This window comes from Teichococcus coralli, assembly GCF_009829925.1.
Classification (GTDB): domain Bacteria; phylum Pseudomonadota; class Alphaproteobacteria; order Acetobacterales; family Acetobacteraceae; genus Pseudoroseomonas; species Pseudoroseomonas coralli.
In genome coordinates, this window is the sequence record NZ_SNVJ01000006.1 from 142,670 (window position 1) to 168,363 (window position 25,694).

Below are 25,694 nucleotides of genomic sequence, written 5' to 3' on the forward strand. Positions count from 1 at the left end.
CCGGCCATGCTGCGCTTCGCCGTGCGGCGGCTCCTGCTGGCGTTGGCCGTGGCCTTCACGGTCTCGGCCATCGCCTTCATGCTGCTGCGGCTCTCCGGTGATCTCGCCACCACCCTGGCGGGGCAGGAGGCGCGGGCGGAGGATGTGGAGCGCATCCGCCAGCAGTTCGGCCTCGACCGGCCGCTGATCCTGCAATACGGCGACTGGCTCTGGCGGGCACTGCGCGGCGATTTCGGCCGTTCGCTGTTCTACCCCGAGAGCGTCGGCGCGCTGATCCGCGACCGGCTGCCGAACACCGCGCTCCTCGCCTCCCTCGGCCTGGTGATCGCGCTCGGACTTTCCATTCCGCTCGGCATGGCGGCGGCGCTCTGGCGCAATTCCTGGCTGGACCGGCTGGCGCTGATGCTTGCCGTGCTCGGCCAGGCCATGCCGAATTTCTGGTTCGCCCTGCTGCTGGTCTTCCTCTTCGGCATGACTTTGGGCTGGCTGCCGATCTCCGGCACCGAGAGCTTCGCCAACTTCATCATGCCCGCCATGGCGCTGGGCTGGTACGCCACGCCGGTGCTGATGCGCCTGACCCGCGCCGGCATGGTGGACGTGCTGGCCGCCGATTACGTCCGCACCGCCCATGCCAAGGGACTGCCGCTGCGCGTCGTGCTGGTCAAGCACGCGCTGCGCAACGCGGTGGTGCCGGTGGTCGCGCTGGCCGCGGTGCAGTTCGGCAACATGCTCTCCGGCTCGGTTGTCATCGAGACGGTCTTCGCCCTCCAGGGCATCGGCTATCTGGCCTGGGAATCCATCTCGCGCCGCGACTTCCCCGTCGTGCAGGGCATCCTGCTGGTCGTCGCGCTTTTCTACGTGGTGCTCACCCTGTTGACCGACCTGCTCAATGCCTGGCTCGACCCCCGTATCCGCTCCCGGTGAGGAGCTGGCGGCGCAGGCCGCCCTCCCTGCCCCCGCGCGGCGCCGGCGGCGCCCGCGCTGGCTGCGCAATATCGGCCTGATTGGCTCCGCGCTGGTGCTGGCGGCCATCGTGCTGGCCGCGCTGGCGGCGCCCTGGCTCGCCCCGCATGACCCCTACTTCCAGTCGCTGAACGACAGGCTCCTGCCGCCCTACTTCGTGGATGCCGAGCGCGCCGTTCCCGCCCATCCCCTCGGCACGGACAATCTCGGCCGGGACTACCTTTCCCGCCTGCTCTACGGCGCACGCATTTCGCTGCTCATCGGCTTCTTCGCCATGGTGGTCTCGGGCCTGATCGGAACGCTGATGGGGGTGCTGGCCGGCTATTTCGGCGGCCGCACCGACACCGCCGTTTCCTTTCTTGTCACCACCCGCCTTTCCCTGCCGATCATCATGGTGGCGCTGGCGGTGGTCTCGGTGTTCGGCGGATCGCTGGAGGTGGTGGTGCTGGTGCTCGGCTTTCTGCTGTGGGACCGCTTCGCCGTGGTGATGCGCAGCGCCACGCACCAGGTGCGTGGGCGGGAATACATCCTGGCGGCGCAGGCCATCGGCTGCTCGGTGCCGCGCATTCTCTGGCAGGAGGTGCTGCCGAACGTGCTTTCCAGCCTTGTCGTCATCGCCAGCTACGAGATGGCACAGGCCATCCTGCTGGAGGCCGCGCTTTCCTTTCTCGGCCTCGGCGTGCAGCCACCCCTGCCCTCCTGGGGCCTGATGGTCTCCGAGGCCAAGGAGGTGATGCTCTTCGAGCCCTGGATGATCATGTTGCCCGGCGCCGCCATCTGCGTCCTGGTGCTGGCGATCAACCTGCTGGGCGACGGCATCCGCGACCTCACCGTGCCAGAAGGGCGCGCATGAGCGGGGCGCACAAGAGCGGGGCGCTGCTCGAAGTCTCGGGGCTTTCCGTCGATATCCCCACCGAGGCCGGCGTGCTGCACGCGGTCCGCGACGTTTCCCTCGCCGTGCGGCGCGGCGAGACGCTCTGCGTCGTCGGCGAGTCCGGCTGCGGCAAGTCGCTGACCTCGCTGGCGATCATGGGGCTGCTGCCGCCCAGCGCGCAGCGTCGCGCCCATCGCCTCGCGCTTGCCGGCGAGGACTTGCAGGCGGCTCCCGCACGCCGCCTGCGGGCGCTGCGCGGCGACCGGATGGCGATGATCTTCCAGGACCCCATGACTTGCCTGAATCCGGCCTGGACCATCGGCAACCAGCTCGAGGAAATCTTCACCTGGCATGGCAAAGGCAACCGCCGCGCCGCGCATGACCGCGCCGTGGCGCTGCTGGAGCGCGTCGGCATGGCCAATGCGGCCGGGCGTCTCTCGCAGTACCCGCACCAGCTCTCCGGCGGGTTGCGGCAGCGGGTGATGATCGCCATGGCACTGATGTGCAGCCCCGACCTCGTGCTGGCCGACGAGCCCACCACGGCGCTGGATGCCACCATCCAGCTCGGCATCCTCCAGCTTCTCGCCGAGCTTCAGGCCGAACTGCACATGGGGCTGATGCTGGTGACGCACGATCTCGGCGTCGTTGCCCGCATCGCCGACCGCGTGGCGGTGATGTATGCCGGCGAGGTGGTGGAGGAAGGACCGGCCCGCACCGTCTTCACCGCCCCGCGCCACCCCTATACGCGCGGACTGATTGATTGCATCCCGCAACCGGACCGCATGGTGCCGGGCCAGCGGCTCGGCACCATCCCCGGCATGGTTCCCTCCCTGGTGGGAGAGGTGCAGGGCTGCGCCTTCCGCACGCGCTGCGCCTTCGCACGGCCGGAATGCGCCGCCGATGTGGCGCCGCGGCACGGGCCTGATGCACATATGTGGCGCTGCGTGCTGCCGCCCGGAATGCTGGAGCGCGCCGCGTGAGTGCCGCGCCGCTGCTTGAACTGCGCGACGTGCGACGGCGCTATTCCGTCAGCAGCGGGCTCTTCGCGCCGCGCCGCACGCTGACCGCGGTGGCCGGCGTCTCGCTGCGCCTCGGCGCCGGCGAGGCGCTGGGCCTGGTGGGAGAATCCGGCTGCGGGAAGAGCACCCTCGCCCGTCTCGTGCTCGGGCTGGAGGCGCCCAGTGAGGGCGAGGTTCTGGTCGCCGGCCGTCCAATCGCGGCGCTGCACCGGCTGGAGCGCTCGCGGCTGGTGCAGCCGGTCTTCCAGGACCCTTATTCCTCGCTGAACCCACGCCGCAGCATCGCCGAGATCGTCACCCAGCCGCTGGCGGTGCACGGCATCGGCACACCCGCCGAGCGGCGTGACAAGGTGGAGGAAATGCTGGGCCTGGTGGGGCTGGCGCCGCGCCATGCCGGGGCGCTGCCGGCGCAGCTTTCCGGCGGGCAGCGGCAGCGCGTCGCCATCGCCCGGGCCCTGGTGCTGCGCCCCGCGCTGGTGGTCTGCGACGAGCCGACCAGCGCCCTCGACGTCTCCGTGCAGGCGCAGATCCTGAACCTGCTGCTCGACCTGCGCGACCGGTTGAACCTTTCCTATCTTTTCATCAGCCACAACCTCGCCGTCGTGCAGATGCTCGCTGCCCGGGTCGCGGTGATGTATCTCGGCCGGGTGGTGGAGGAAGGTGCGGGCCGGCAGGTCCTGACCGAGCCGACACACCCCTATACCCGCGCCCTGCTGGCCTCCGTGCTGACGCCCGACCCGATGCAGGGGCTTCCGGCGATGCGCCTCGGCACCGCCTTCCCCGATCCGCTGGACATCCCGCCGGGCTGCGCCTTCAATCCGCGCTGCTCCTTTGCCTTTGACCGCTGCCGTGCCGAGGCTCCGGCGCTCGTTCAGCGCGAGGGCGGCACCCTGGCTGCCTGCCATCTGTCGGCCGAAGTGAGGGTTGCCGCCCTGTAGCCAGTGCCCTTCCCGCCGGTCGCCTCGAAGGTGAGATGGAGTTCGCCGCCCAAGCTGCGGACCACCCGCGCGCCCACCGCCACGCCAAGCAGGCCATGCTGATGCGCGCAAGCGCCCCAGACGGGGGTGCCCGGATTGCCGATGCCGCAGGGCTCGCCCTTGCAGCATCAACGGGCTGCGCCACCAGCTTCGGTTCCGCAGGGAGTGGTCTGCTCGCTGATCCCGTTCGGATTGCAGGCTCGGCAGGGTCCTGCGGGGCAACCCCGAGGGGCTCGCGTCGGCGGAGGTCATGCTCGATTGTTCTGAGCATGGGCGCGGCACTGCCGGAGCAGATGGAAGCCCTTGCGGCCACGCAAGCGGCCGAAGCCGAGAGTCTGCACCTCACGGACACGAATGGAGATGCGGTGTCGCTCGACGCGGCAAATGCTCCGTTCGAGCTCCAGCTCGCGCACGAATCGTTGGATTGCCACCCTGTCCGAACGGCCGGGTAGCGGCAGGAAGCCTTTCCCGCCGCTCCAGGGCAATCCCGTCAGTCGGCGGGCGGCACGTGGCCGGCGTGACGCTCCAACGCGTGCCGCAGCAGCGCGCCGGACCGGTAGAGCCCGTGCACCATCTTGCTGTAGGGCAGCAGCAGAAAGAGTGACAGCACGATGCCGAGATGGATGGCCAGCAGCACGCCCATCGCCCCCGTGCCGCGCAACCCGAGCAGCAGCAGGCCCGTCAGCGAAGTCAGGCAGAGCAGTCCGAGCAGGGCGTAGTCGGCGCCGAGCAGGTTGCGCGCGGCCGGCGCCTGGTCGCTCACCACCTTCAGCCAGATCAATCCCGCCGTGCCGACCACCAGCCCCACCCCGCCCCAGGTGCCGAGTTGCACCGGCAGGCTCCAGAATGGATAGGGCGCCGGGTGGCCGATGACGTGGTCATAGACCGTCGCCACCGAGGTCGAGGCGAAGCAGAGCAGGAAGCCGTAGAACATGGCGTGGTGGAACCAGCGGCGCTGCGTCGAGAAGGCTTCGTCGCGGTCGTTGCAGCCATGCCCGCCACCGCCGAGATTGCGCAGCGTCAGGATGTCGTGCAGCGCGGTGGCGACGGGGCGCGCGCCGGCCGGCCCGGCGAGGCTGCTGCCGGTGTCGCGCCAGAAGTTGCGGAAGCCCATGGCCAAGGCCAAAAGGGCGTAAAGGAAGGTTCCGCCGGCGAGCGTGGTCATCAGCCACCAGGGAATCACGCGGTAGAAGGCGCCCGGCCCCTCATGCGCGGCATAGAGCACGGTGGGGTCCTGGATCAGCACCGTCAGGATCAGCGCCAGCGCGATGCCGAGCGTCGTGATCAGCGCCACCACCGTGCCGTTGCGCTGGAACACGGCGCCCAACGGCTTCGGCCAGGCGTATTCGGCGTAGGTTTCGGCGCGGAGCTGGGCGAAGGTCTGCGGCAGGTTCAGCCCGAACTCATGCGGCGGCGCATACTGGCAGGCGTAGTAGCAGCCCTTGCAGTTGTGGCAAAGGTTGGCGAGGTAGGAGAGGTCGCCGGTGGCGAATTCCCGCCGCAGCTCCATGGCCGGAAAGACCGCGCAGAACCCCTCGCAGTAGCGGCAGGCGTTGCAGATCTCGAGGGCGCGGCGCGCCTCCTCGGTGGTCTCAGTTTCTTGCATGTTTCGCGGCCTCCCGCCCCGCGATGCGCCCGAAGACGGTGCCGATGGACATGCCGAACCCCGCCAGGTAGCCCTTGCCAAGGATGCTGCCCGCCATGATCTCGCCCGAGGCGAACAGGTTGGCGGTCGGCCGCCCGTCCTGCATCAACACTCGCGCGTTACGGTCCACCTTGACGCCGAGATAGGTGAAGGTGATGCCCGGTCGCAGCGGGTAGCCGCTGAAGGGCGGCACCGCGATGGGCCGCGCCCAGTTGGTCTTGGCCGGCGTCAGGCCCTCGGTGTGGCAGCCGTCCAAGCGGCTGTTGTCGAAGGTTCCGTGCACGGCCGCGGCGTTGAAGCCGCGCACCGTCTCCGCCAGCTTCGTTGGGTCGAGACCGAGCTTCTCCGCCAGCCCCTCGATGGTGTCGGATTTGATGGCGGGAAACACGGAGGGCATGAACAGCCGCTCGGAGCGGCTGTCGATGATGGCATAGGCCACCTGGTCCGGCTGCTGCGCGACAAGCCTTCCCCAGATGGCGTAGCGCTTGGGCCAGACATCCTCGCCCTCGTCATAGAAGCGCTCGCCGTGCTTGTTGACGACGATGGAGAAGGGCACGCAGTCCAGCCGGGTGACGATGCCGCCGTCGAACTTGGGCGCCCGGCCGTCGATCGCCACCGCGTGACACTGCGTCGGGTCGCCCACCGAGGCGACGCCCTGGTCCAGCAGGTCGCGCAGCACGCGGCCCTTGGCATAGGGCGTGCCGCGGATCAGGAAGTTCTCCGCCGCCGGCCCCCAGCCCTGCTTGAGCCATTCCAGGTTGGCCTGGAAACCGCCGGAGGAGGCCACCACTGTCTTGGCCCGCACCCGGCGCGGGAAGCCGCGGCTGATGATCTCGGCATAGCGGACGAAGCCGTCATCCAGGCGCAGCGAGACCACCTCGGTGTCATAGAGGATGTCCACGCCCAGCTTCTCGGCGGTCGCGTAGTAGGCGTTCACCAGCGCCTTGCCGCCGCCCAGGAAGAAGGCGTTGGTGCGCGAGAGGTTCAGCGTGCCGGTCAGCGAGGGCTGGAAGCGCACGCCGCAGGCCTCCATGAAGGGCAGCGCGTCCGCCGTGGCGCGGATGGTCAGGCGCGCCAGTTCCTCGTCGGTCTGCCCGCCGGTGACGCGCAGCAGGTCGTCCCAGTACTCGTCCTCCAGGTACTGCTCGGTCAGCACCGAGGTCGGCGCGGTGTGCATGGCCCGGAGGTTGCGGGTGTGCCGGCTGTTGCCGCCGCGAAAGGCCTTCGGCGCGTGCTCCAGCACCAGCACGGTGGCGCCCGCCTGCCGCGCCGTGACCGCCGCGCAAAGCGCCGCGTTGCCGCCGCCGACCACCAGGACGTCATAGACGCGGTCCCAGTCCAAAAGCGCCCTCCCTTTTGTATGCGCCGGAATACAATGTCGGCATCGGCAGGACGGCGCAAGGGGGCCTCAGATGGCGTCAGGTGCCCGGTTCTCCAGCGCGAGCCGGGCGCGGAAGGCGTTGCGGATGTGCTGCCGCGCGGCGGCCTCGGCGGCGGCCGGATCGCGTGCCGCAATGGCCGCGACGATCGCCGCGTGCTCCTCCACCGCCGCCGCGCCGCGCTCCGGCAGAGAGAGGGTGGTGCGCCCCAGCAGCACCAGGGAAAGGCGCATGTTGTCCAGCATCAGGTCCAGGAAGCGGTTCCGCGCGGCGCGATGGATCTGGCGATGGAACAGGCGGTTGCTGTGCGCCAGCCGGCTGGCGTCGTTCAGCAGGGCATGGTCGGCCGCCACCATGTCGCGCAGCGCCTCCAGTTCGACCGCGGTGGCGTGGGTGGCCGCCAGGAAGGCGGCGGTGCCCTCCAGCACCTCGCGCATGTGATAGAGCTCGACCATGGCGCTGTAGTCGAGCCGCGCCACCACGGCGCCGTGATGCGGCTCATGCGTCACCAGTCCCTGGGTCTCCAGCCGCTTCAGCGCCTCCCGCACCGGTGTCCGGCTGATGCCGAAGCGTTCCGCCAGCTCGGCCTCCCGCAAGCGGCTGCCAGGGGCCAGTTCACCCCTTGTCAGGGCGTCGAGCAGCATCTCATAGGCGCCGGCGCCGGAAGAGCGGGCGGGAGGAACAGGCGGGGCGGAGGGCAGCATGGCGGCCATTCACTCTCGGTCGGGCTGGAACCGACGGCGTGCCGGCTCCACCCCAGCCCTGCCACAGATGCGGCCGCAAGCCCAGGCCGGCGCGCTGACAGGGCGGCGAGGCATCCTCCCTCCCCGCCGCCTCGTGTCACTGCGCGGTGACGTGCGCCGCCTTGATCACCGGTCCCCAGAGCGCGAACTCGTCACGCACGAAGGCATCGAGCGCCTTCGGCTCCGACAGATCCGGCTCCACGCCCAGCTCGCGCAGCCGCGCCTGCAGGCCCGGATCGGCCATGGCCTCCCGGAGGGCGGCGTTGAGCTTCTGCACCACCGCCGGCGGCGTGCCATGCGGCGCGAAGAGGGCTGTCCAGGAGCGCACGGCGAAACCCGGCACGCCAGCCTCGGCCACCGTGGGCAGGTCGGGCTTCAGCGCGCTGCGCTTCTCCCCGGCCACGGCCAGGATGGTCACCTTGCCGGCCTCCGCCTGCGGCAGGGCGGTCGGCAGGTTCAGGAAGCCCATCGACACCTGGCCGGCCACCAGGTCGTTGAGCGCCGGGCCGCCTCCGCGATAGGGCACATGGACGATGTCCACATCCGCACGCAGGCGGAACAGCTCGCCCGCCAGATGCTGCGAGCCGCCGACGCCGGAAGAGGCGAAGCTGTGCTTCCCCGGCTCCCGCTTCAGCAGCGCCAGCAGGCCCGGGACGTCGTGCACGCCGAGCTTGTTCGCCACCGTCAGCGCCAGCGGCACGTCCACCAGCATGCTGATGCCGTCAAAGGCCTGCCGGACGTCATAGCCCTGGTCCGGCACCACCAGCGGGTTCATCACGTGGTTGCTGGCCGAGGAGACCAGCAGCGTGTAGCCGTCCGGCGCGCTGCGGGCGACCTGCGCCGTGCCGATGGCGCCGCCCGCCCCGGCGCGGTTCTCCACCACGATGGTCTGGCCCAGCAGGGCCTGCAGCTTCGGCGCCAGCAGCCGCGCCACCACGTCGTTGGAGCCGCCCGGCGCATAGGGCACGACCAGCACGACCGTTCGCTCCGGCCAGCCGCCCTCTGCCCGCGCGGGCCGCGCCAGCCCGGCGGCACCGCCGCCGAGCGCCGCGGTTGCCAGAATGGCCCGCCGTGTCATTCCCCGCATCGTCTTGCCTCCTCCCGTCACGGCTCAGTCGGCCTTCGCGCCGGAGAGCTTCACCACCTCGCCCCAGCGGGCGATCTCCTCGGCGATGAAGGCGCGGAACTCCTCGGGCGTGCTGGCCACCGGGTCGGCGCCCTGGTTGACCATCTGCGCCTCGATGTCGGGCTTCCTCAGCAGCGCGATGGTGTCGCCGGCGATCTTCCGCACGACTTCCGGCAGGGTCCTGGCCGGGGCGACCATGCCGAACCAGGATGAGGCGTTGAAGCCGGGAAAGCCGCATTCCACCATGGTCGGCACCTCCGGGGCGGCACGCGAGCGGTAGGTGCTGCTGACGGCCAGCGCGCGCAGCTTGCCGGCGCGAACATGCTCGATGCAGGAGGGCATGGTGGCGTACATGAAGTCCACCCGTCCGGCGAGCAGGTCGTTCAGCGCGCCGGCGCCGCGATAGGGCACATGGACGGTCGCCATGCCGGCCATGTGGTCGGCCAGCGCTCCGGACAGATGCGAGGAAGTGCCGACCCCGGTGGAGCCATAGCTGAGCTTGCCCGGCTGCTTCTTCGCCGCGGCCACGAGGTCGGCGACGCTGTGCAGCGGCGAGCTGGCCGGCACCACGAGGATGTTCGGCACCCCCGCGAGCTCGGTGATCGGCGCGAAGTCCTCCAGCGTGCGGAAGCCCGGATTGCTGTAGAGCGACTGGTTCACCGCCAGCGGCCCGACCGAACCGACCAGCACCGTGTAGCCGTCCGGATCGGCGCGGGCGACGTACTCGCTGCCGATGTTGCCGCCGGCGCCAGGCCGGTTCTCCACCACCACCGGCTGGCCCCACTGCTCGCCCAGCGCGTTGCCGACGAGGCGGGCGATGATGTCGGTGGTGCCACCCGGCGTGAAGGAGACGATGAAGCGCACCGGCCGCGCGGGCCAGTCGGCGGCGCGCGCCGGGCGCGGCAGCCCGGCAAGGAGACTGGGGGCTGCGAGCAGTGGCGCCGCTTGCAACAGGCGCCGCCTGGCGATCTTCCTGAACATCTTTCCTCCCTCCGCACGCTTGTGGTGCTGTCTTTGCTTGGCTTGCAGGCTCCAGCCGCCGGGCGCCGCGGTGCCCGCCACCCGCGGCCCGGCCCCGCCTCAGTCCGGCGGAAAGCCGTAGAGCCGCGCCGGGTGGCGGCTCAGGAGGCGCGCCCGGTCCTCGGGGCCGGGCGTCCAGTCGAGGACGCTCCGCAGCAGCGGGAAACCCGGCGAGGCAACGCTTCGCCAGCCCCATGCCGCCCGCCGGAGGTTCCTGCCGGAGCGGTGCCGGTCAGTCGGCGTAGGTCGGGTCGATCCGGTCCAGCATCCGCAGCAGCGCCGGCCACTCCATCACGCCATAGGGGCGGCGGGTCTGCGGCTGGTAGTTCATGTAGGTGGCGTCGAGCACGTCCTGCGGCACCTGCACCAGCGGCGTGTTGCAGGCCATGGAAGCGAGTTGCGAGCGGCAGGACAGCTCCAGCCGATGAATGGCGTTGAAGGCCTCCGCGACGGTGCGGCCGACCGTCATCAGGCCATGGTTCCGCAGGATCAGCGCGTTGTTGTCGCCGAGGTCGGCAACCAGCGATTCCTTCTCCGCATCGTCCAGCACCACGCCGCGATAATCGTGATAGCCGATGCGCAGGAAGCGCATCGAGGTTTGCGTCAGCGGAAGCAGGCCGCATTGCAGCGTGGAGAGCGCCATGCCCGCCCATGTATGCGTATGGATGACGCAGTCGATCTCATGCTTGGCCACATGCACCGCGCTGTGGATCACGTAGCCGGCGCGATTGATGCCATAGTCGAAATCGCCGTAGTCGGGCTTGGCGAGGATCTTGCCGTCGGCGTCCACCTTGACCAGGGAGGAGGCGGTGATCTCCTCGTACATCATGCCATAGGGATTGATCAGGAAGGCCGCCCCCTCCCCCGGCACGCGGGCGGAAATGTGGTTCGCCATCATGTCGGCCATGCCGTAATGCGCGACCAGGCGGTAGCACGCGGCAAGATTCACCCGCGCTTCCCATTCCTCCGGCGAGACCTTTGCGCGCATGCTGGTGATGCGCAATTGCTTGCGGGCTGTCTCAAGCATGGCCGTCCTCCTGCTTTCCGACCGTCCGGACAGCAAGCCGCGGGGCTGCGCGGGCTTCCACGATCCGGCGGGCATTTCGTATTCTGCGGTATACAATGCGCTGGTGCGCCGTGGGGCGCAAGCGCCAAGCCGGATGGCGCCAAGCCGCAGGAAGCGGCTTGGAAGGGAGGCAGGGCCCCTGATCGTTCCTTCAGGCAGGCGGATGAGAACCTCCGGTGAGGTCCGTCAGATCCAGTTGGCAACAGCAAGGCGCGCGGCGGATCTCGGCCCAGGACGCATTGCGCGAGGCTTCCGGAACGTCGCGCTGGATGCGGTTGGTGTTCGCACCCGGTCGGGGGCCGCCTTCAGGCACGGAAAGCGCCAGAACAGCGGCTTGCGGCAGGTCGGCTCGCGCAGCGATGCCGCAAACCCTGCCATCGCCCGCAAGCACGCTGCGGATACCCTTCTCCTCCCGCCGCCACGCGATCTCCTCGGCGCGGCTGTCCTCCACGGCGGCGGGAGGGCATGGGCGGGGGTGGCGCCATCGCGCGCCAGACGCGGCCCCACCCCTGGAACTCTGCCGGGGCGATTGCGTCACCCCGGACCCCGATTCCGGTCAGCAGGCAAGCTTGTCCTGCACCTGCCGCTATTCCGGCCGGATACCGTGCTCCCGGATGACCTTGCCCCAGCGGGCGTGGTCGTCGGCGATCTGCTGCCGGAACGCCTCCTGCGTTCCGCCGAGCCGCTGCAGCCCATTCTCGGTGAAGCGGCGCTGCACTTCCGGCGCCTCAAGCGCCTTGTTGATCTCGGCGTTCCAACGCTGCACCACCGCCGGCGCCGCGCCGCCCGGCATGACCACGCCGAACCAGTTCGGAATGACGAAATCGGGCAGGCCGGTCTTGGAGATCACCGGCACGTCGGGAAGCAGGGGCGAGGCCTCCGCCGCACCATAGGCGACCGGCCGCAGCCCGCCGTCGCGGATCTGCCCCATGAACTCCGGCATGTTGCCGAACATCACTTCAACCCGCCCGGCGGCGATATCCAGGATCGCCGGCGCGCCGCCGCGATAGGGCACCTGATCGATCCGCGCGCCGGTGAGCGAGGCGAAGAGCACGCAGGAAAGCTGCTGGCTCGATCCCGCGCCCACCGTGGCGCAGCGCGGGCTGCGGCCGGCATCCTTGCCCAGCCGCGCGAGATCCTGCCAGGTGCGGATCTCGCTCTTCGGGCTGGCAACAAGAACGTTGTAGACCGATGCGGCCTTGACGATCGGCGTGATGTCCTTCTCGACGTCATAGGGCACGGACTGGAGTTGCGGCGTGATGGTCATGATGCCCATCGAGGCCAGCAGGATCGTGTGCCCATCCGGTGCCGCGCGCGCCAGTTCCTGCGTGGCGATCACGCCGCCAGCGCCGGTGCGGTTGTCCACCACGACCCGGTGGCCGAGCTGCTTCGAGAGCTGGTCCGCCAGGATGCGGCCGAGCATGTCGGACGTGCCGCCGGGGGAGAAGGCGTTGATGAAGCGGATATCCTGCGACGGGAAGCTGTCCTCCGCGGCGGTCGCGCCGACGCCGGGGAGCAGGACGGCAGCCATGGTCATGGCCGCCGCGAGATGGCGCAGCATGCCGCGCCGGGTGATCTCAGCCATACGTTCCTCCTTTGCATGCCGCGCCACCCTTGTGCCGGGCGGTCACGGCGAATTCGGATTCACACGTAGCCAGGCCCCTCGATCGCCGGATGGGCCTTCAGGAAATCCTCATCCACCTCCACGCCGATGCCGGGCCGTTCCAGCGGCCGCACGCAGCCATCCCCGCCGATGCTCCAGGGCTCGCTGACCAGCGCGTCGCGGAACAGGTTGCCGCGCGACACGTCGGCCTCGAAGTATCCGGCATTGTCGATGGCGCAGAGGAAATGGATGCTCGCCGCCTGGTTCAGCCCGGTCATCGAGCTGTGCGGGTGGACGGGGATCTTGTGCGCGGAGGCGATCGCCGCGATGCGCAGCGCCTCCGTGATGCCGCCGCACTTCGAAAGATCCGGCTGCCAGATGCTGATGGCGCCGTCGTCCAGCAGCGGCGTGAACTCGAAGCGGGTGAAGTGGTTCTCGCCCACCGCCAGCGGCGTGCGGCCGTAGCTGCGCGCCTGCGCATAGGCGCGGCGGTCATGCGGCGGGAAAGGCTCCTCCAGCCAGCCCATGCCGAGGCGATCCATCGCCGGCAGCACGCGGCGGGCATCCTCAAGCCGGTATGCCGTGTTGGCGTCCGCCAGGATGTCGATCTCCTCGCCAAAGGCGCCGCGGATCGCCTCCATCCGGCTGATGTCGTTCCGCACCGTGTCACCGATGCGCAGCTTCAGCGCGCGATACCCGGCCTCCAGATGTGGCCGCGCCTCCTCCACAAGTTCCTCGGGCGGCTGGTAGCCGAGCGCGACGCCTCCCGCGTAGGCGGGCACCGGCCGCGCCGCGCCGCCGAGCAGCTTGTAGAGCGGCCAGCCCGTCGCCTTGCCGCGGATGTCCCACAGCGCCATGTCCAGCCCTGACATGGCCAGCGCGCAGCCCGCGCCCATGCCGTGGCTGGCGAGCTGGTTGCGATAGATCTTGTTCCAGACGCCAACCACGTCCGTGGCGTCCATGCCGGTGACGAGGCGGCTCAACGTCGTTTCCAGCAGCGTCGCCACCGCCGTGTGAGCCCGGCCGTGGTGGCTCTCGCCCCAGCCAACCAGCCCGTCCTCGGTGGTGACCTTCACCACCACCGCATCCCGCTTCACCGCGCGGCCGACGCCGAGCGAGACGCCGCCGTCCTTCGGTACCGGGAAGGAGGTCGGGTAGGCCTTGATGGAAACGATCTTGCTCATGCGGCGCCTCCGGGCTGTCCGTAGCTCTGCAGGAAGGAGTCCCGCACGGTGATGCCGAGGCCGGGGCGCTCCGGCACCTCGACATGGCCGTCCACCACCGGGAAGCTCTCCTCGATCAGGTCGTGCAGCATGGGGTTGTGACCAAGCGAGTATTCCAGGATGAAGCCGGCGCTCTGCGTCGCCGCCAGGTGCAGCCCGGCGGCGAAGGCCGGTGCGCCCGACCAGAGATGCGGCGCCAACCGCAGGTTGAAGGCCGAGGCGATGGCCGAGATGCGAAGCCCCTCCGTCAGCCCGCCGGCGATGGCGAGATCGGGCTGCAGCACGTCGGCCGCACGCAACTCGGCGATCTCGCGGAAGTCGTGGCGGGTGAACTCGCTCTCCCCCGTGCTGATCGGCACCGTCGAGCAGCGGCGCACCTCGGCGAGGCCGTGCTTGTCGTCGGCGCTCACCGGCTCCTCGAACCAGAAGAGGTCGAGGTCCTCCACCATGCGGCAGAAGGCGCGCGCCTCGGCCACGGTCCAGGTGCCGTGGGCGTCGGCCATCAGCTTGATCTCCGGCCCCAGCGCCTCCCGCGCGGCGCGCACCCGCGCGGCCGAGGCGGCGGGCGAGCCGTCCATGACGCCGACGCGCATCTTCACCGCGCGAAACCCGGCCTTGTCGCAATAGCCCTTGAGCTGCGCCCCGATCTTCGACGCATCCGCCCAGCCGCCGGAGGCATAGGCCGGCATGCGCGCCGCCCGCCGGCCGCCCAGCAGCCGCCAGACCGGCACGTCGAGCGACTTGCCCAGGATGTCCCACAGCGCGATGTCCACGCCTGCGATGGCGGAGATGGAGAGCCCGCGCCGGCCGAGCTGCGGCAGGCCATGCCCTTTGGCGATCGCATAGCCCTCGCGCGGCGTGTTGTACATCACGTCCCAGAGGCGGGTGATGTCGCGCGGGTCCTGGCCAACAAGGAGCGGCGCATAGTCCTGGTTGATGATGGCGGCGAGGCCGGCACAGGCGGCGGCGCTGCCGACGCCTGCCTTGGCCTCGCCCCATCCGGTCAGGCCGGTGTCCGTCTCCACCCGGACGATGACGGAGTCGAAGGTGGGCACGCGGCCGAAATCGCTGGTGTGCTGCTGCTCATGCGGGATCGGCACACGGCACCATGTGGCCTGGACGCGCGAGATCCTCATGCCGGGCTGGCCTCCGGAGCGGGATGCCCGAGGCGCGCACGCCGCTGCAGCGCCGCGTCCCAGGCTTCCGGGTTGACGAAGTTCCGCGGCTTCTCGCCACGGAGGATGCGAACGGTTTCCCCGGCCGCGCCGGTGCTCATGCGGGTCACGGCCTCGCGGCTCAGGCCCGCGGTGTGGGGGGTCAGCAGCACGTTGGGCAGGGTGCGGAAGGGATGGTCCTCCGGCAGCGGCTGCATGGCGTGGACATCCAGCGCCGCACCGCCGATCCGTTTCCCGCGCAGCGCGTCCAGCAGCGCGGCCTCGTCCACCACCGGCCCCCGCGCGACATTCAGCAGCCAGGCATCGGGCTTCATGCGCGCGAGCCGTGCGGCGGAGGCCAGGCCGCGGGTTTCCTCGGTCAGCGGGCAGGCCAGGACGATGTAGTCGCTCTCGGCGAAGAGCGTTTCCAGCGGCGCGTAGGCGATATGCTCCGGCAGCCCGGTGGCCTTGCGGCGGTGGCCAAGCACCCGCATGCGGAAGCCATGCGCGGCGATTTCCGCCAGCCGCTGGCCGATCGCGCCGACGCCCACGATGCCCAGCGTTCGCCCGCGCAACTCGGAAGCCGTGGCCGACTGGGCGCGGGCGGTGTTCCATCCCTCCCGCAGCAGCAGCCCGTGCATGGCTTCCACCCGCCGCGCGATGGCAAGCATCTGCGCGACCGCGAACTCCGCCACGGAATCCGCATTGGCGCCCGGCACGTTCGCCACCAGCACGCCCTGCGCGGTGCAATCCTCCACCGGGATCATGTCCACGCCCACGCCCTGGCGGATGGCGCCAAGCAGGCGCGGTGCCCGCGCGGAAAGATCGTCCGGCAGCTTGCGCCGGACGATGACCGCCTCGGCCCGGGCCAGCAGGGCGTCCAGCCCGCCTTCTCCGGCCAGTTCCACGTCATGCCCGGCCTGCCGCAGGATGGCCTCGCCCGCCGGGTCGATCGGATCGGTCAGCGCGACGAGCATGCTCAGGCCACCCGGTAGCGTTGCAGGACCTCGCGGTCGATCTCGATGCCGAGCCCCGGACCCTCCGGAACCCGCACGATGCCACGCTGCTGCTGGATCGGCTCCCGCGCGAGAAGGTCGCGCAGCGGATTCGGCGTCTGCTCGAATTCCAGCATCGGCGGCATCGGCCGCAGCGCCGGCGGCGTGTCCGGCAGGGCGGCAAGGAACTGCACTGTCGCCGCCAGGCCGATCGCCGAGCCCCAGGCATGCGGCACGCATTCCACACCATGCGCCGAAGCCATCGCGGCGATCTTGCGGCACTCGCTGATGCCACCGGCGGCGCAGACATCCGGCTGCACGATGTCCATCGCCTTGCGCGCGATCACGTCGCGGAAGCCCCAGCGGGTGAAGTCGTTCTCCCCGCCCGCCACCGCCATGTCGAGCGCGCGCGTGACCTCCACATAGCCGTCGTGGTCCTCGGGGCTGATCGGCTCCTCGAACCACAAAATGTCGAGGTCCTCCATGGCCCGCCCCAGCCGGATGGCGTGCGGCACGGTGAAGCAGTGGTTCGCGTCCACGGCCAGTTTGATACCCGGGCCGATCGCCTCGCGCACCGCCGCCACGCGCCGCAGGTCGAGCTTCGGGTCGCCGAGGCCGATCTTCATTTTGATGGCCTGGAAGCCCTGCTCGACATACTTCCGCGCCTCGTCCACCGCCTCCTCGACCAGCCGGTCCATGTCGATGAAATAGAGGCCGGTGGCATAGGCGGTCAGCTCGGTGCGGTGCGCCCCGCCGATCAGCTTGTGCACCGGCTTGCCAACCGCGCGGCCCATGATGTCCCAGAGCGCGATGTCGATGCCCGACAGCGCGGCGATGGTCATCCCGGTCAGACCGTAGTCCTTGATGCGGTTGTAGAGGTCTTCCCAGATCACCTCGACGTCGAAGGGATCGCGGCCGATGACGCGGCTGCGGTACTGCGTCTCGATGATGCTGCGGTTCACCGCCGCCGGGCCATAGCACTCGCCCCAACCTGTGATACCTGCATCGGTGGAAATCTCCACGATGCAGGAAGCGCGCGTGGTGTAGAGCCAGCCGCGCGCCGAGGTGAAGGGCTGCTCCACCTTGGACTGCAAGACGTGGCAGGTCACGTCCGTGATCTTCATTCTTGTTGTTCTCCCTGGCGCCGCCTTGTGGCCGGTCAGTCGCCGCGTGATTGCCGTTGCAGCAGTTCCATCCAGTAGCTTTCGACGCCGCGCAGATGGCCGCCCATCGCGGCCTCGGCACGCTCGGGGTCCTGGGCGGCGATGGCGTCGCGCAGCGCGACATGCTGGGCGTGCGAGAGGGGCGCGCGCCGGCCGTCGGCGAAGTAGTGGCGCCGGCGGGTGCGCGAAAGCAGGTAGAAGGAGTTCACCACGCGCAGGAAAACATGGTTCCCCGCCGCCTCCACCACGGCGAGGTGAAAGGCGGAATCCTGGTCGGCCAGGTTCTCCCCCGCGGCGATGACGCGCCCGCTCTCCGCCAGCACCTGATCGATCCGCGCCAGATCGGCGGCACCACGACGCTCTGCCGCGAGGCGCACCGCCTGGAGTTCCAGGATGCGCCGCAGCTCGACCACCTCGCGCACCTCGGTTTCGGTCAGCGGGATGCCGACCTCCGCCTGCAGCACGATGGCGTCCAGGCTGCCCTGCTTGGCCACGGCACGGAGATAGATGCCCGAGTTCGGCCGCCGCTCGACCATGCGCAGGGTTTCCAGCACCGCGATGGCCTCGCGCAGCGCGCCACGGCTGACACCGAAGCGCTCAGCCAGTTCCCGCTCGGAGGGCAGGCGGTCCCCCGGCTCCAGCCGGCGGTGGGCGATGAAGGGCAGCAGGCGGCCGATCAGGCTAGTGCGCTCGTCCAGTGGCGGGGCGGCGAGGCCCTCTCCGGCGGCAACTGGGTGGACGGGCTCTGTCTGCTTGCCCCGCATGGCGGCCTGGACACTTTCCACGGTTGGACCTACCAGTTTGGTATTACCAATCTGGTCCGACCACAAGAGCCATTTCAGAACGGAGGCAGGGAATGATCGTCGAGGAGCGGATCTACACGTTGCGCGCCGGCGAGGCGGGCGCCTACCTGGCGGCCTACGAGGCGGAAGGACTCGCCATCCAGCGGCCGATCCTCGGGCGGATGGTCGGCTACTACACGACCGAGTTCGGCCCGCTGAACCAGGTCATTCATCTCTGGGCCTATGAAAGCCTCCAGGAGCGCACCGAGCGGCGTGTGCGCCTGCTCGCCGACCCCGCCTGGAAGGCCTACGCGGCCAAGGTGCGGCCCCTGGTCCTCACGCAGGAGAACAAGCTGCTGTCCCCCGCGCCTTTCATGCGGGTGCGCTGGCAGGAAGCGTGACGCGCATGCCGCAGGGCGGCTGCGAGAGTTCTGCTCAGGTGAGAGGAACGCCTTGGCGAGGTCGCCTCTCTCCCGCAGGCTGCGCACCGGGCCAGGCCGGGCCGGAACGAGGGGAAGACGCATGAAGAAGCTGGTCAACGATCCGCGTGGGGTGGTGCGGGAAATGCTGGAGGGCCTGGTGGACCTCGCGCCCGGCCAGGCCCTGCTCGCGGAGGAGGATGTGGTGGTTCGCGCCGGCCTGCCCGCCGATCCGGCGGAGCGCGGCGTGGCGGTGCTTTCCGGCGGCGGCAGCGGGCATGAGCCGGCCCATGCGGGCTATGTCGGCACGGGCATGCTGGCGGGCGCCATCTCCGGCGATGTCTTCACCTCGCCCAGCGTGGATGCCGTTCTGGCCGGCATCCGTGCCGTGGCGGGGCCGCAGGGCGCGCTGCTGGTGGTCAAGAACTACACCGGCGACCGGCTGAACTTCGGCCTGGCGGCCGAGCTGGCGCGCGCCGAGGGCATTCCCACCGAACTTGTTGTTGTCGCCGACGACGTGGCGCTGCGCGACACGGTTCCGCCCGAGCGGCGGCGCGGCATCGCCGGCACCGTGCTGGTGCACAAGGTGGCCGGCGCGGCTGCGGCGGCCGGCCTGTCATTGGAGCAGGTCGCGGCCGAGGCGCGCGCCGCCGCCGCCGCCATGGGAACCATGGGCGTTGCGCTCGGCGCCTGCACCGTGCCCGCTGCCGGCCGCCCCGGCTTCCTGCTGGCCGACGACGAGGTGGAGCTGGGCCTCGGCATCCATGGCGAGCAGGGTGTGCGCCGCGCGGCCCTGCGCCCGGCCGATGCACTGGTGGACGAGATGCTCGCCGCGATCGCCGAGGACCGGGGCCTGCGCGCAGGCGGGCGGGTGGCGCTGCTGGTGAACGGCCTGGGCGGCACGCCGCCGATGGAACTGGCCATCGTGGCGCGCCGCGCGTTGGCTGGCCTGCGCGAGCGCGGCCTGGTTGTCGAACGTGTCTGGAGCGGCAACTTGCTGACGGCGCTGGAGATGCCGGGCGTCTCGCTGACGGTGCTGACACTGGACGAGGCGCGGCTGGCGCGGCTGGATGCCCCGACCGATGCGCCGGCCTGGCCGGGCGGTGGGCGCATCGCTGCGACCCGCCAGTACCTGCACGCCCCTTCCCCGCTCTCCGCCACGGCCGCGCCGCGCCCCGGCACGCCCGCCGGCGCGGCGGTGAGACGCGCGGCACTGGCCGCCGCTGCCGCACTCGACGCGCAGGAAGCGCGGCTCACCGAGCTGGACAGCGCAGCGGGCGACGGCGACCTCGGCATCAGCATGGCGCGCGGCGCCGCAGCCCTGCGGGCGCTGCCGGAGGACGCCTGGGCCGACCCGGTGACCGCTTTGACCCGTATGGGTGAGGCGCTGCGGCGGGCCATCGGCGGCAGTTCCGGCCCGTTCTACGCCACCGCGCTGCTGCGCGCCGCACGCAGCCTGCCTGAAGCTGCTCCCTCGCCGGACGACTGGTCGCGCGCCTTCACGGCCGCGGTCGGCGCCATTGCCGAGCTGGGCGGTGCCCGGCCAGGGGACCGTACCATGGTGGACGCGCTGCATCCGGCAGCCGAGGCGCTGGCCCAGGCCCTCGCCGCGGGGCTGCCGCCCGCTGCGGCCTGGTCCACCGCCGTGAATGCCGCGCGCAGCGGGGCGGAGGCGACGGCCAGCATGCATCCCCGCCTCGGCCGTGCCGCTTATCTCGGCGGCCGCAGCCTTGGCATCCCGGATGCGGGGGCCACGGCGGTGGTGGTCTGGCTGGAAGCGCTCGCTTCCTCTCCGGATGGCGTGCCGCCAGCCACCGCCTGAGTCGATCCCGGCCTGGCGGGTGGCCGGCGCCCCGCACGCAGAGACGGGACGCTTGCCGCGGTCGCCTGCCCTCCGGCAGGACCAGGACGGGGCGTCGGCTTCAGCCTGTCTCGGTTGCCGGGCGCTGCAGCGCCCCTTCCAGCAGCTCGATCTGTCGGGCAATCCGCGCCAGCGGGTCGAGCAAGGCCTCGCCGAGAGGCATGGCGGGCCGGGGTGGAACAGGTCCCCGACCCTTCGCCAGGCCGCCCAGCGAGGCGGTGATCCAGGCGCGCCAGGCGGCACCTTCCGCCGCCGAAAGGGCTGCCCGAGCGGCGGGATCGTGACGGAGCGCGGAAAGCCGCCCGGCGATCCGCCGCAGGATGCTGTCCACCAGGATCGCGCGGCCGACCTCGGGGTGCCGGCTGCCATGCGGTTCCTGCAGCGCGCGGCTGATGGAAGCCTCCAGGTTGTTGGTGGCCATGCCCGCGGCACGACGGGCGCCCTCGGCGCTGCCGAAGGGCGTTTCTCCGGTGACCTCCGAAAGCACCGCCCCGGAATAGGCTGCATGCGCGGCCAAGGCGGCGCGGCGCTCCTGGCTGAGGCGCGCGGGCTCCCAGCTCGGCCAAAGCAGCAGACATCCCAGAATGGCCAGGAAGCCGCCCGCCAGGGTGAACAGCGCGCGCAGCCCCGCCACCGCCCAGGAGCTGTGGCCGGGATGGAGCAGTTCCATCAGCACCACCACCACCGGCGTAATGCCCGCGATCCAGGCGGTGAAGCTGACCTGCCGCGCGCCGAAGGCCAGGGCACAAAGCGGGAAGAGAACCGCCGCCAATTGCAGCGGCGCGCGCACAAAGTAGGCGATCAGCGCCCCCACCAGCCCGCCCAGCACGGTGCCGCCGATCCGCTCCAGCGCCCGCTGCCAGGTGATGGCGAAGAAGGGCTGCAGCGTGACAACCGCCGTGATCGGCAGCCAGTGCGCGAATTGCGCGCCGTAGTCGAGCGTCACCCCCAGGGACGGCGCGCCGATGACGGCGATGCGCAGCGCGTGCCGCAGCGTGGCCGACTGCCAGTTCAGGTTCGCCCGCAGGGGCCCGAGCACGCGCTCCCGCCAGGGCTGGGCCTGCGCGGTGCCGGCCGGGCCGCCGGGCAGGTAGCCGCCTGGCGTGCTGAGCCGCGCGGCAATGCGCAGGCGCTCGACGATGGCCTCCGCCAGCGGGCGCAGGACAGGGTCGCCCTGGGTGGCGGCCAGGGCACGCTCCGCCGCGCGGTCCAGCACCAGGGGACGAACGGCGACATCGGTCTCGATGGCGTTGGCCAGCACCACCAGCATGGGGCGCACCACGCGCAGCAGCGTTTCGGCGGCGTGCCGGCGCGCCGGCTCCCGCATGCCCTCCAGCAGGTCCGAGAGGGCGATCAGCGAGCCGAAGATCTGGTCGCAGGCTTCCAGCCGGAGCAAGGCCTGCGAGCCGCGCAGCGAAAGCCGCCCGCGCATGCTCACGAGGTCAAGCACGATGACGCGGGCGAACTCGATCTCCTCCCGCACGGCGCGGCGATGAGCGCGGCTATGGGCGTCCCATACCGCGGGGCCGGCCTGATCCATTCGCAGCAGGCGGCGCTGGTCCGCCGCCAGGGTGGCGAGCCGCCGCCAGCAGGCGGCGACGGCGGTCCGGGCGGGGCGGTAGGGGTGCAGCCGCCAGACCACCATGGTCAGCAGCGTCGCCCAGACGCCGCCGGCCAGGAACATGCCGCCCACCATCAGCGCCTGCGCTCCGCTCAGGGGCTGGTTGGCGGCAATGATGAGGACGATGGAAAGGATGTTGCCGACAACGGCGGCACCAGGCCCCCAGACCCGGGAGAAGCCCAGGCAGAGGAGGCCCAGAAAAGCCATGGGCAGCACCACGGCGAGCCCGGCCCCCCGCAGCAGGCCGAAGGAAGCCCAGAGGAGGGCGCCGAGCACCGTGAAGGCCAGCAGCGCCGGCACGCGGAAACGGATTGGTCCGCCGACGTCGCAAAGGCAGGTAAAGAAGGTCGCCATCGCCATGTAGAGAAGCGGCGGCCAGCCCAGCCACTCGTTGGCGAGGATCACAAACGCAAAGGCGGTGGCGGCCCGGATGCCTTCCACGGCGCGCAGGGCGCGCAGGTCCCACCCCCAGGGAACGCGGGATAGATCGGCTCCCGGGTCGCGGGGCGTGCCGGGGCTGCGGCGTGGAGGGCTGAGGGAGGCTTGTCCGTGGGCCATGGTTCTCGATCGAGGCGCTGAAGCGTCACCATCGCAGCCAGGGCATTGCCGGGCAGGAGATCACGCCGCGGAAAGCCGGCTTGCGGGCGCCGGCGGCTTGGCCGCAGCCTTCTCTCTTATTGGCGCAGGCCCGCCTGGACAACCTCCCGTAGGCGCCCGCAGGCCCGCCCGCGACGGCCGGGGCGGCTCAGGGGTCCCTCGCAAGCGGGGCAGCGCCCGGCCGGTGGTTGGCGCAGGTATCCTTCCCCCTTGCCGCCACTCTCGCGACAAGGGCGAAGGCCCGCAGGGCGGCACCGCCGCCCCCCAAAGCCCCCGCCCTCACAACCGCTCAAGCGGTGGCAAGCTCCTTTTCCCGGGCCGCCTTCCGCTCCTTCGTCTCGGGCATCGTGGCCAGGGCGAGCAGGAAGCCGGCCAAGCCCACGGCCGCAAGGCAGCCCAGTGCCAGCGGGGTGCCGAAGCGGGAGGCAATCGCCCCTGCCGCCATGGTGCTGACGGTGGCGCCGACCCCAACAGCCAGCCCGAACACGCCCATGCAGAGATTGAAACGGTTGGTGCCGCGTGTCAGGTCGGCAGCGACAAGCGGGACCAGCACGGCCAGCATGGCAGCACTCACGCCGTCCAGCGCCTGCGCAGCCAGCAGCGCCGCCGGACTGCTGACCACCGCCAGCAGCACGCCGCGAAGCGGCAGGGCAAGCAGGCCCAGCAACAACGCCGCGCGGCGCCCGCGCCGGTCCGCCAGCCGCGCGATCCACGGCGAGAGCACGGCCACAACGCATTGCGACACAACGATTCCGCCGGCGACCGTCAGGTTGGACACCGCACCGCTCGCCCGGGTGATCGCGGTGCTGGCGAGAGGCAGCATGGCCGCGTTGGCGAGGGTGAACAGCGCCACGCAGGCGGAAAACACGAGGACCCCGCGATTCAACAAAAGCCGCCGCAGCCCGCGCTCGCCGCTGCGCTGCTTGCGCATGGCCTGCACGCGCCCGGACATGTCCGTGGTGCGGATGCTGAAGAGGGCCAGCATTGCCGGAATGGTCAGCGCAGCGGTCAGCCAGAACACGGAGGCGATGGAGACATAAGCCCCCGCGAGCCCCAGCAATGCCGCCGCCGTGGCATTGCCCAGCGCGGAGAAGCGCCCGTTCCGGCCCAGGCGCTCGCTCAAGGCCTTTCGCCCCACCAGCGCCAGGCTGATCGCCGCCAGGGCAGGCACCAGCACGCAGCTGGCGAAGCCGTGCAGCAGTTCCGCCGCGTAGACCGGCAGCGGCTCCGGCCACAGCGCCAGCAGGATGGCGCTGGCGGCGATGGCGATCAGCGCCGCCAGCGCCGCCAGACGCTTGTGAGGCAGAAAGTCCACGGCCGCGCCCGCCGGCACCTGGCTCAGCAGCATGGTCAGGCTGCCGATGCTCAGCGCGAGGCCGATCCGGGCATCGCTCCAGCCGTGAATGGCCAGGTAGACGGCGATGAAGGGCCCGAAGCCGGTCTGCACATCCGCCGCGAAGAAGGTCAGCCAATCCAGGCCGCGCGCACTGCGCTTGCTCGTCACAAGCGCTATCCGGTCCGGCCGCCCCTCGAGGCGAGGCCTGGTTCCCAAACGTCACGGCTCATCAAGCGACAGTCCCTCAGAAGTGTGGCCGCGCAGAGGACCGCGGGCAGGAAATTAAATCGGAAGCCACCCTGGCGGTTTCCTGCTCTCGCCAACTCCTGACACATTCAGCGGTGATGCGACTTAGAGACAGCGCTCAAATTGAAGCGCCGTGCCGGGCCGCCAGTGGGGAGTATATCACGGGCGCGCCGGCGCCAGGCAGTCTATGGCGACTTGCGCGAAACGAACGCCCAACTGTTGTAGATGCCAAAGGCCTGCTCGAGAAACTTGTCCTCATGCGCGGACAACATCGTCGTCGGCCCGATTCGGTTGAAGAAGACATCAATCATGTCATGGCCGAAATCGGTGAAGGCAAGGATGCCTTCGGGCCGGAAGGGGTCGCCATGAAGCTCCGGCTCCTCCAGATGGATGATCTGCCCGTCCACGAGCTTGGCACGCGGGGCGCTCTTCTCCAGGTGCCACTTAATCGGGATGGTTCCGATATGGTAGCCGCCAGGCTTCAGGACGCGGTGAAGCTCGTCGAAGGCCTTTTCCGGAAAGGGAACATGCTCCAGAAGGTCCTCGGTGATGACGAGATCGAAGCTGTTGTCAGGGAAAGTCATGCTCTGCACATCCTGGCAGAGAACCCCGTCTTTCCATTGCCCCCCTGGCACGTTGTCGATGTACTCACTCGACGTGAAGTTCCGCGCGCCTTTCAGGCAGCGATAGATCGCCTCCTTCACATCCATGACGTAGATCGCGCCGTTAAACTCCCGCGCAAATTCAGAGAGGGAGTTTGCTGGAACGGTGTCGCGGAAGGCGTCGAGGACCGCCAGGGCAACGTGGCGGTTCCTCGCCAGCGAGCCGCACTCCCTGCAAACGAAAGTATTCCGCTTGCAAGGCATCTCATCAGGCTCGTAGCAAAGAAATTGTGTATGAAATCCGCAAAGCGTACAGTATCCAAATGAAGAAGAAAGGGCTGAACTTAAGTCGCTGAAGTTCCGCCTTGAAATCTTCATGGTGTGCCCCGCGCTTCCTTCCAACAGACCATACGTTATCCCTGCCCGCGGCAGATTACGCAACGGCAAATCTGCCGTAATCACGGGCCAGGCGGCCATCTCGCCCATGCGGCCTGCCACCTCATCGTCTGCCGCGCCGCCTATTCCATCCCCGCCTGGTCAGCGGCGAAGCCTAGGCCGGGCCGTTAAAGGTAGAGGGGCTCCACGGAAGTGATCTCGGCCTGCGCTCCGCATTTGCGAGGGAAGCACCACCTGCCCTACCACCGCAGCACTGTTGCAATTTCCATTGTATCGCGTTGTCGGAACGAAGGGTGCGGCAAGCCTTGGCAGGAAACAAGCCGCAGGGAAGGCGTTGTGCCGCTCGCGCAAGCGCTCGCCGATGCGACAACAATGCCGACCTGCTGCGTCTGATCACAGTCTGCGCGGTGACTTGGGGCCACGCCTATGCGCTGGCCTGCCCAAGCAAGGCGATGCCGGTCAGCCGCCTGCTGGGCTTCGACTGTTCCGGATTGCTCGCAACAATGCTTCTTTTTGTCCTGAACGGCCTGCCCGCCCTGAACAGCGGGATCGGCAACCCCTCGGCCGCACACCGCATGTGCGCACGTGCATTCCGCCTCTTCCTCGCGCCCGTCATCCGCGCTGCTGCTTCCTTGCTTGTTCTGAGACTCTTGCTCACCGGGCTGCCGCCTCGCACCTGCTCCGCAAGCTCATGAAGCGGCTGACCCATCCTCATCAAGCCTGCGACGGCGGATGTTCTGGCGGGCGCGTTGCAGCACGGCCCGAACCGGCTTGCGAATGGCGTGCTGCGGGCTCTCCTTCATGACCAGACGATGCATGAACCAGCTCGGCCTTGCCGGAAGCTCCAAGTCTCGGGAAGGCGGAGCCCAGACAAGCAAGACGTT

The 25,694-nt window shown here is 70.0% G+C and carries 23 protein-coding genes; 7 read left to right on the forward strand and 16 right to left on the reverse strand.

The annotated features are described in order from the left end of the window. Positions 1 to 6 precede the first annotated feature (6 nt). Genes E0493_RS09280 through E0493_RS09295 form a run of 4 tightly spaced genes read left to right on the forward strand, consistent with a single transcriptional unit; the run spans position 7 to position 3,794 of the window. Positions 7 to 924, forward strand: coding sequence for an ABC transporter permease (locus tag E0493_RS09280; protein WP_160936654.1), 918 nt, complete (start codon positions 7 to 9; stop codon positions 922 to 924). Next, the gene (locus E0493_RS09285; protein ID WP_160936655.1) at positions 890 to 1,816 is read left to right on the forward strand and encodes an ABC transporter permease; all 927 of its coding nucleotides are present in this window, start codon (positions 890 to 892) and stop codon (positions 1,814 to 1,816) included. Before E0493_RS09280 ends, E0493_RS09285 begins: the two co-directional genes overlap by 35 nt. Then, entirely contained in the window at positions 1,813 to 2,817 is a 1,005-nt protein-coding gene (locus E0493_RS09290; RefSeq protein WP_160936656.1) for an ABC transporter ATP-binding protein, read from the forward strand. Before E0493_RS09285 ends, E0493_RS09290 begins: the two co-directional genes overlap by 4 nt. Further along, on the forward strand, positions 2,814 to 3,794 hold the full coding sequence (locus E0493_RS09295) for an oligopeptide/dipeptide ABC transporter ATP-binding protein (protein WP_160936657.1): 981 nt from the start codon (positions 2,814 to 2,816) through the stop codon (positions 3,792 to 3,794). The genes E0493_RS09290 and E0493_RS09295 overlap by 4 nt, the downstream gene beginning before the upstream one ends. Positions 3,795 to 4,323: 529 nt before the next feature. Here E0493_RS09295 and tcuB read toward each other — a convergent pair. The 13 genes from tcuB to E0493_RS09360 form a co-directional block, all read right to left on the reverse strand. Further along, positions 4,324 to 5,439, reverse strand: a complete 1,116-nt coding sequence (tcuB, locus tag E0493_RS09300; RefSeq protein ID WP_160936658.1) for a tricarballylate utilization 4Fe-4S protein TcuB — start codon at positions 5,437 to 5,439, stop codon at positions 4,324 to 4,326. Continuing rightward, positions 5,426 to 6,820 (reverse strand): FAD-dependent tricarballylate dehydrogenase TcuA, encoded by a 1,395-nt coding sequence (gene tcuA / locus E0493_RS09305; protein ID WP_160936659.1) that lies wholly within the window; start codon positions 6,818 to 6,820, stop codon positions 5,426 to 5,428. The genes tcuB and tcuA overlap by 14 nt, the downstream gene beginning before the upstream one ends. Positions 6,821 to 6,886: 66 nt before the next feature. Further along, positions 6,887 to 7,561: a GntR family transcriptional regulator gene (locus E0493_RS09310; RefSeq protein WP_235913671.1), complete on the reverse strand. Its 675-nt coding sequence runs from the start codon at positions 7,559 to 7,561 to the stop codon at positions 6,887 to 6,889. Between the two features lie 136 nt (positions 7,562 to 7,697). Further along, on the reverse strand, positions 7,698 to 8,687 hold the full coding sequence (locus E0493_RS09315; protein ID WP_160936661.1) for a Bug family tripartite tricarboxylate transporter substrate binding protein: 990 nt from the start codon (positions 8,685 to 8,687) through the stop codon (positions 7,698 to 7,700). 24 nt (positions 8,688 to 8,711) lie between these two features. Then, complete coding sequence (locus tag E0493_RS09320; protein ID WP_160936662.1) at positions 8,712 to 9,707, reverse strand: Bug family tripartite tricarboxylate transporter substrate binding protein; 996 nt, start codon at positions 9,705 to 9,707, stop codon at positions 8,712 to 8,714. 271 nt (positions 9,708 to 9,978) lie between these two features. Next, positions 9,979 to 10,773, reverse strand: coding sequence for a class II aldolase/adducin family protein (locus E0493_RS09325; protein WP_235913672.1), 795 nt, complete (start codon positions 10,771 to 10,773; stop codon positions 9,979 to 9,981). Between the two features lie 190 nt (positions 10,774 to 10,963). Continuing rightward, entirely contained in the window at positions 10,964 to 11,263 is a 300-nt protein-coding gene (locus E0493_RS09330) for a hypothetical protein (protein WP_160936663.1), read from the reverse strand. Between the two features lie 135 nt (positions 11,264 to 11,398). Further along, on the reverse strand, positions 11,399 to 12,397 hold the full coding sequence (locus tag E0493_RS09335) for a Bug family tripartite tricarboxylate transporter substrate binding protein (protein WP_160936664.1): 999 nt from the start codon (positions 12,395 to 12,397) through the stop codon (positions 11,399 to 11,401). Between the two features lie 59 nt (positions 12,398 to 12,456). Continuing rightward, entirely contained in the window at positions 12,457 to 13,599 is a 1,143-nt protein-coding gene (locus tag E0493_RS09340) for a mandelate racemase/muconate lactonizing enzyme family protein (RefSeq protein ID WP_160936665.1), read from the reverse strand. Next, positions 13,596 to 14,774 (reverse strand): mandelate racemase/muconate lactonizing enzyme family protein, encoded by a 1,179-nt coding sequence (locus E0493_RS09345; RefSeq protein ID WP_160936666.1) that lies wholly within the window; start codon positions 14,772 to 14,774, stop codon positions 13,596 to 13,598. The genes E0493_RS09340 and E0493_RS09345 overlap by 4 nt, the downstream gene beginning before the upstream one ends. Then, positions 14,771 to 15,769, reverse strand: coding sequence for a hydroxyacid dehydrogenase (locus E0493_RS09350; RefSeq protein WP_160936667.1), 999 nt, complete (start codon positions 15,767 to 15,769; stop codon positions 14,771 to 14,773). The genes E0493_RS09345 and E0493_RS09350 overlap by 4 nt, the downstream gene beginning before the upstream one ends. Positions 15,770 to 15,771: 2 nt before the next feature. Further along, the gene (locus E0493_RS09355; RefSeq protein WP_160936668.1) at positions 15,772 to 16,911 is read right to left on the reverse strand and encodes a mandelate racemase/muconate lactonizing enzyme family protein; all 1,140 of its coding nucleotides are present in this window, start codon (positions 16,909 to 16,911) and stop codon (positions 15,772 to 15,774) included. Positions 16,912 to 16,946: 35 nt separating this feature from the next. Beyond that, on the reverse strand, positions 16,947 to 17,714 hold the full coding sequence (locus tag E0493_RS09360) for a FadR/GntR family transcriptional regulator (protein ID WP_160936669.1): 768 nt from the start codon (positions 17,712 to 17,714) through the stop codon (positions 16,947 to 16,949). Positions 17,715 to 17,806: 92 nt separating this feature from the next. Here E0493_RS09360 and E0493_RS09365 point away from each other — a divergent pair, with 92 nt between their 5' ends. Beyond that, on the forward strand, positions 17,807 to 18,133 hold the full coding sequence (locus E0493_RS09365; protein ID WP_160936670.1) for an NIPSNAP family protein: 327 nt from the start codon (positions 17,807 to 17,809) through the stop codon (positions 18,131 to 18,133). Between the two features lie 121 nt (positions 18,134 to 18,254). Next, positions 18,255 to 19,973, forward strand: coding sequence for a dihydroxyacetone kinase family protein (locus E0493_RS09370; protein WP_160936671.1), 1,719 nt, complete (start codon positions 18,255 to 18,257; stop codon positions 19,971 to 19,973). A gap of 100 nt (positions 19,974 to 20,073) precedes the next feature. Here E0493_RS09370 and E0493_RS09375 read toward each other — a convergent pair whose 3' ends face one another. The 3 genes from E0493_RS09375 to E0493_RS09385 form a co-directional block, all read right to left on the reverse strand. Then, the gene (locus tag E0493_RS09375; RefSeq protein WP_160936672.1) at positions 20,074 to 22,191 is read right to left on the reverse strand and encodes an FUSC family protein; all 2,118 of its coding nucleotides are present in this window, start codon (positions 22,189 to 22,191) and stop codon (positions 20,074 to 20,076) included. A 328-nt stretch (positions 22,192 to 22,519) separates the two neighbouring features. Then, entirely contained in the window at positions 22,520 to 23,734 is a 1,215-nt protein-coding gene (locus E0493_RS09380; protein ID WP_160936673.1) for an MFS transporter, read from the reverse strand. 263 nt (positions 23,735 to 23,997) lie between these two features. Further along, entirely contained in the window at positions 23,998 to 24,900 is a 903-nt protein-coding gene (locus E0493_RS09385; protein WP_160936674.1) for a class I SAM-dependent methyltransferase, read from the reverse strand. Between the two features lie 203 nt (positions 24,901 to 25,103). On the opposite strand from E0493_RS09385, the gene E0493_RS09390 reads away from it, so the two are divergent. Further along, the gene (locus tag E0493_RS09390) at positions 25,104 to 25,505 is read left to right on the forward strand and encodes a hypothetical protein (protein WP_160936675.1); all 402 of its coding nucleotides are present in this window, start codon (positions 25,104 to 25,106) and stop codon (positions 25,503 to 25,505) included. The last annotated feature ends 189 nt before the right edge of the window (positions 25,506 to 25,694 follow it).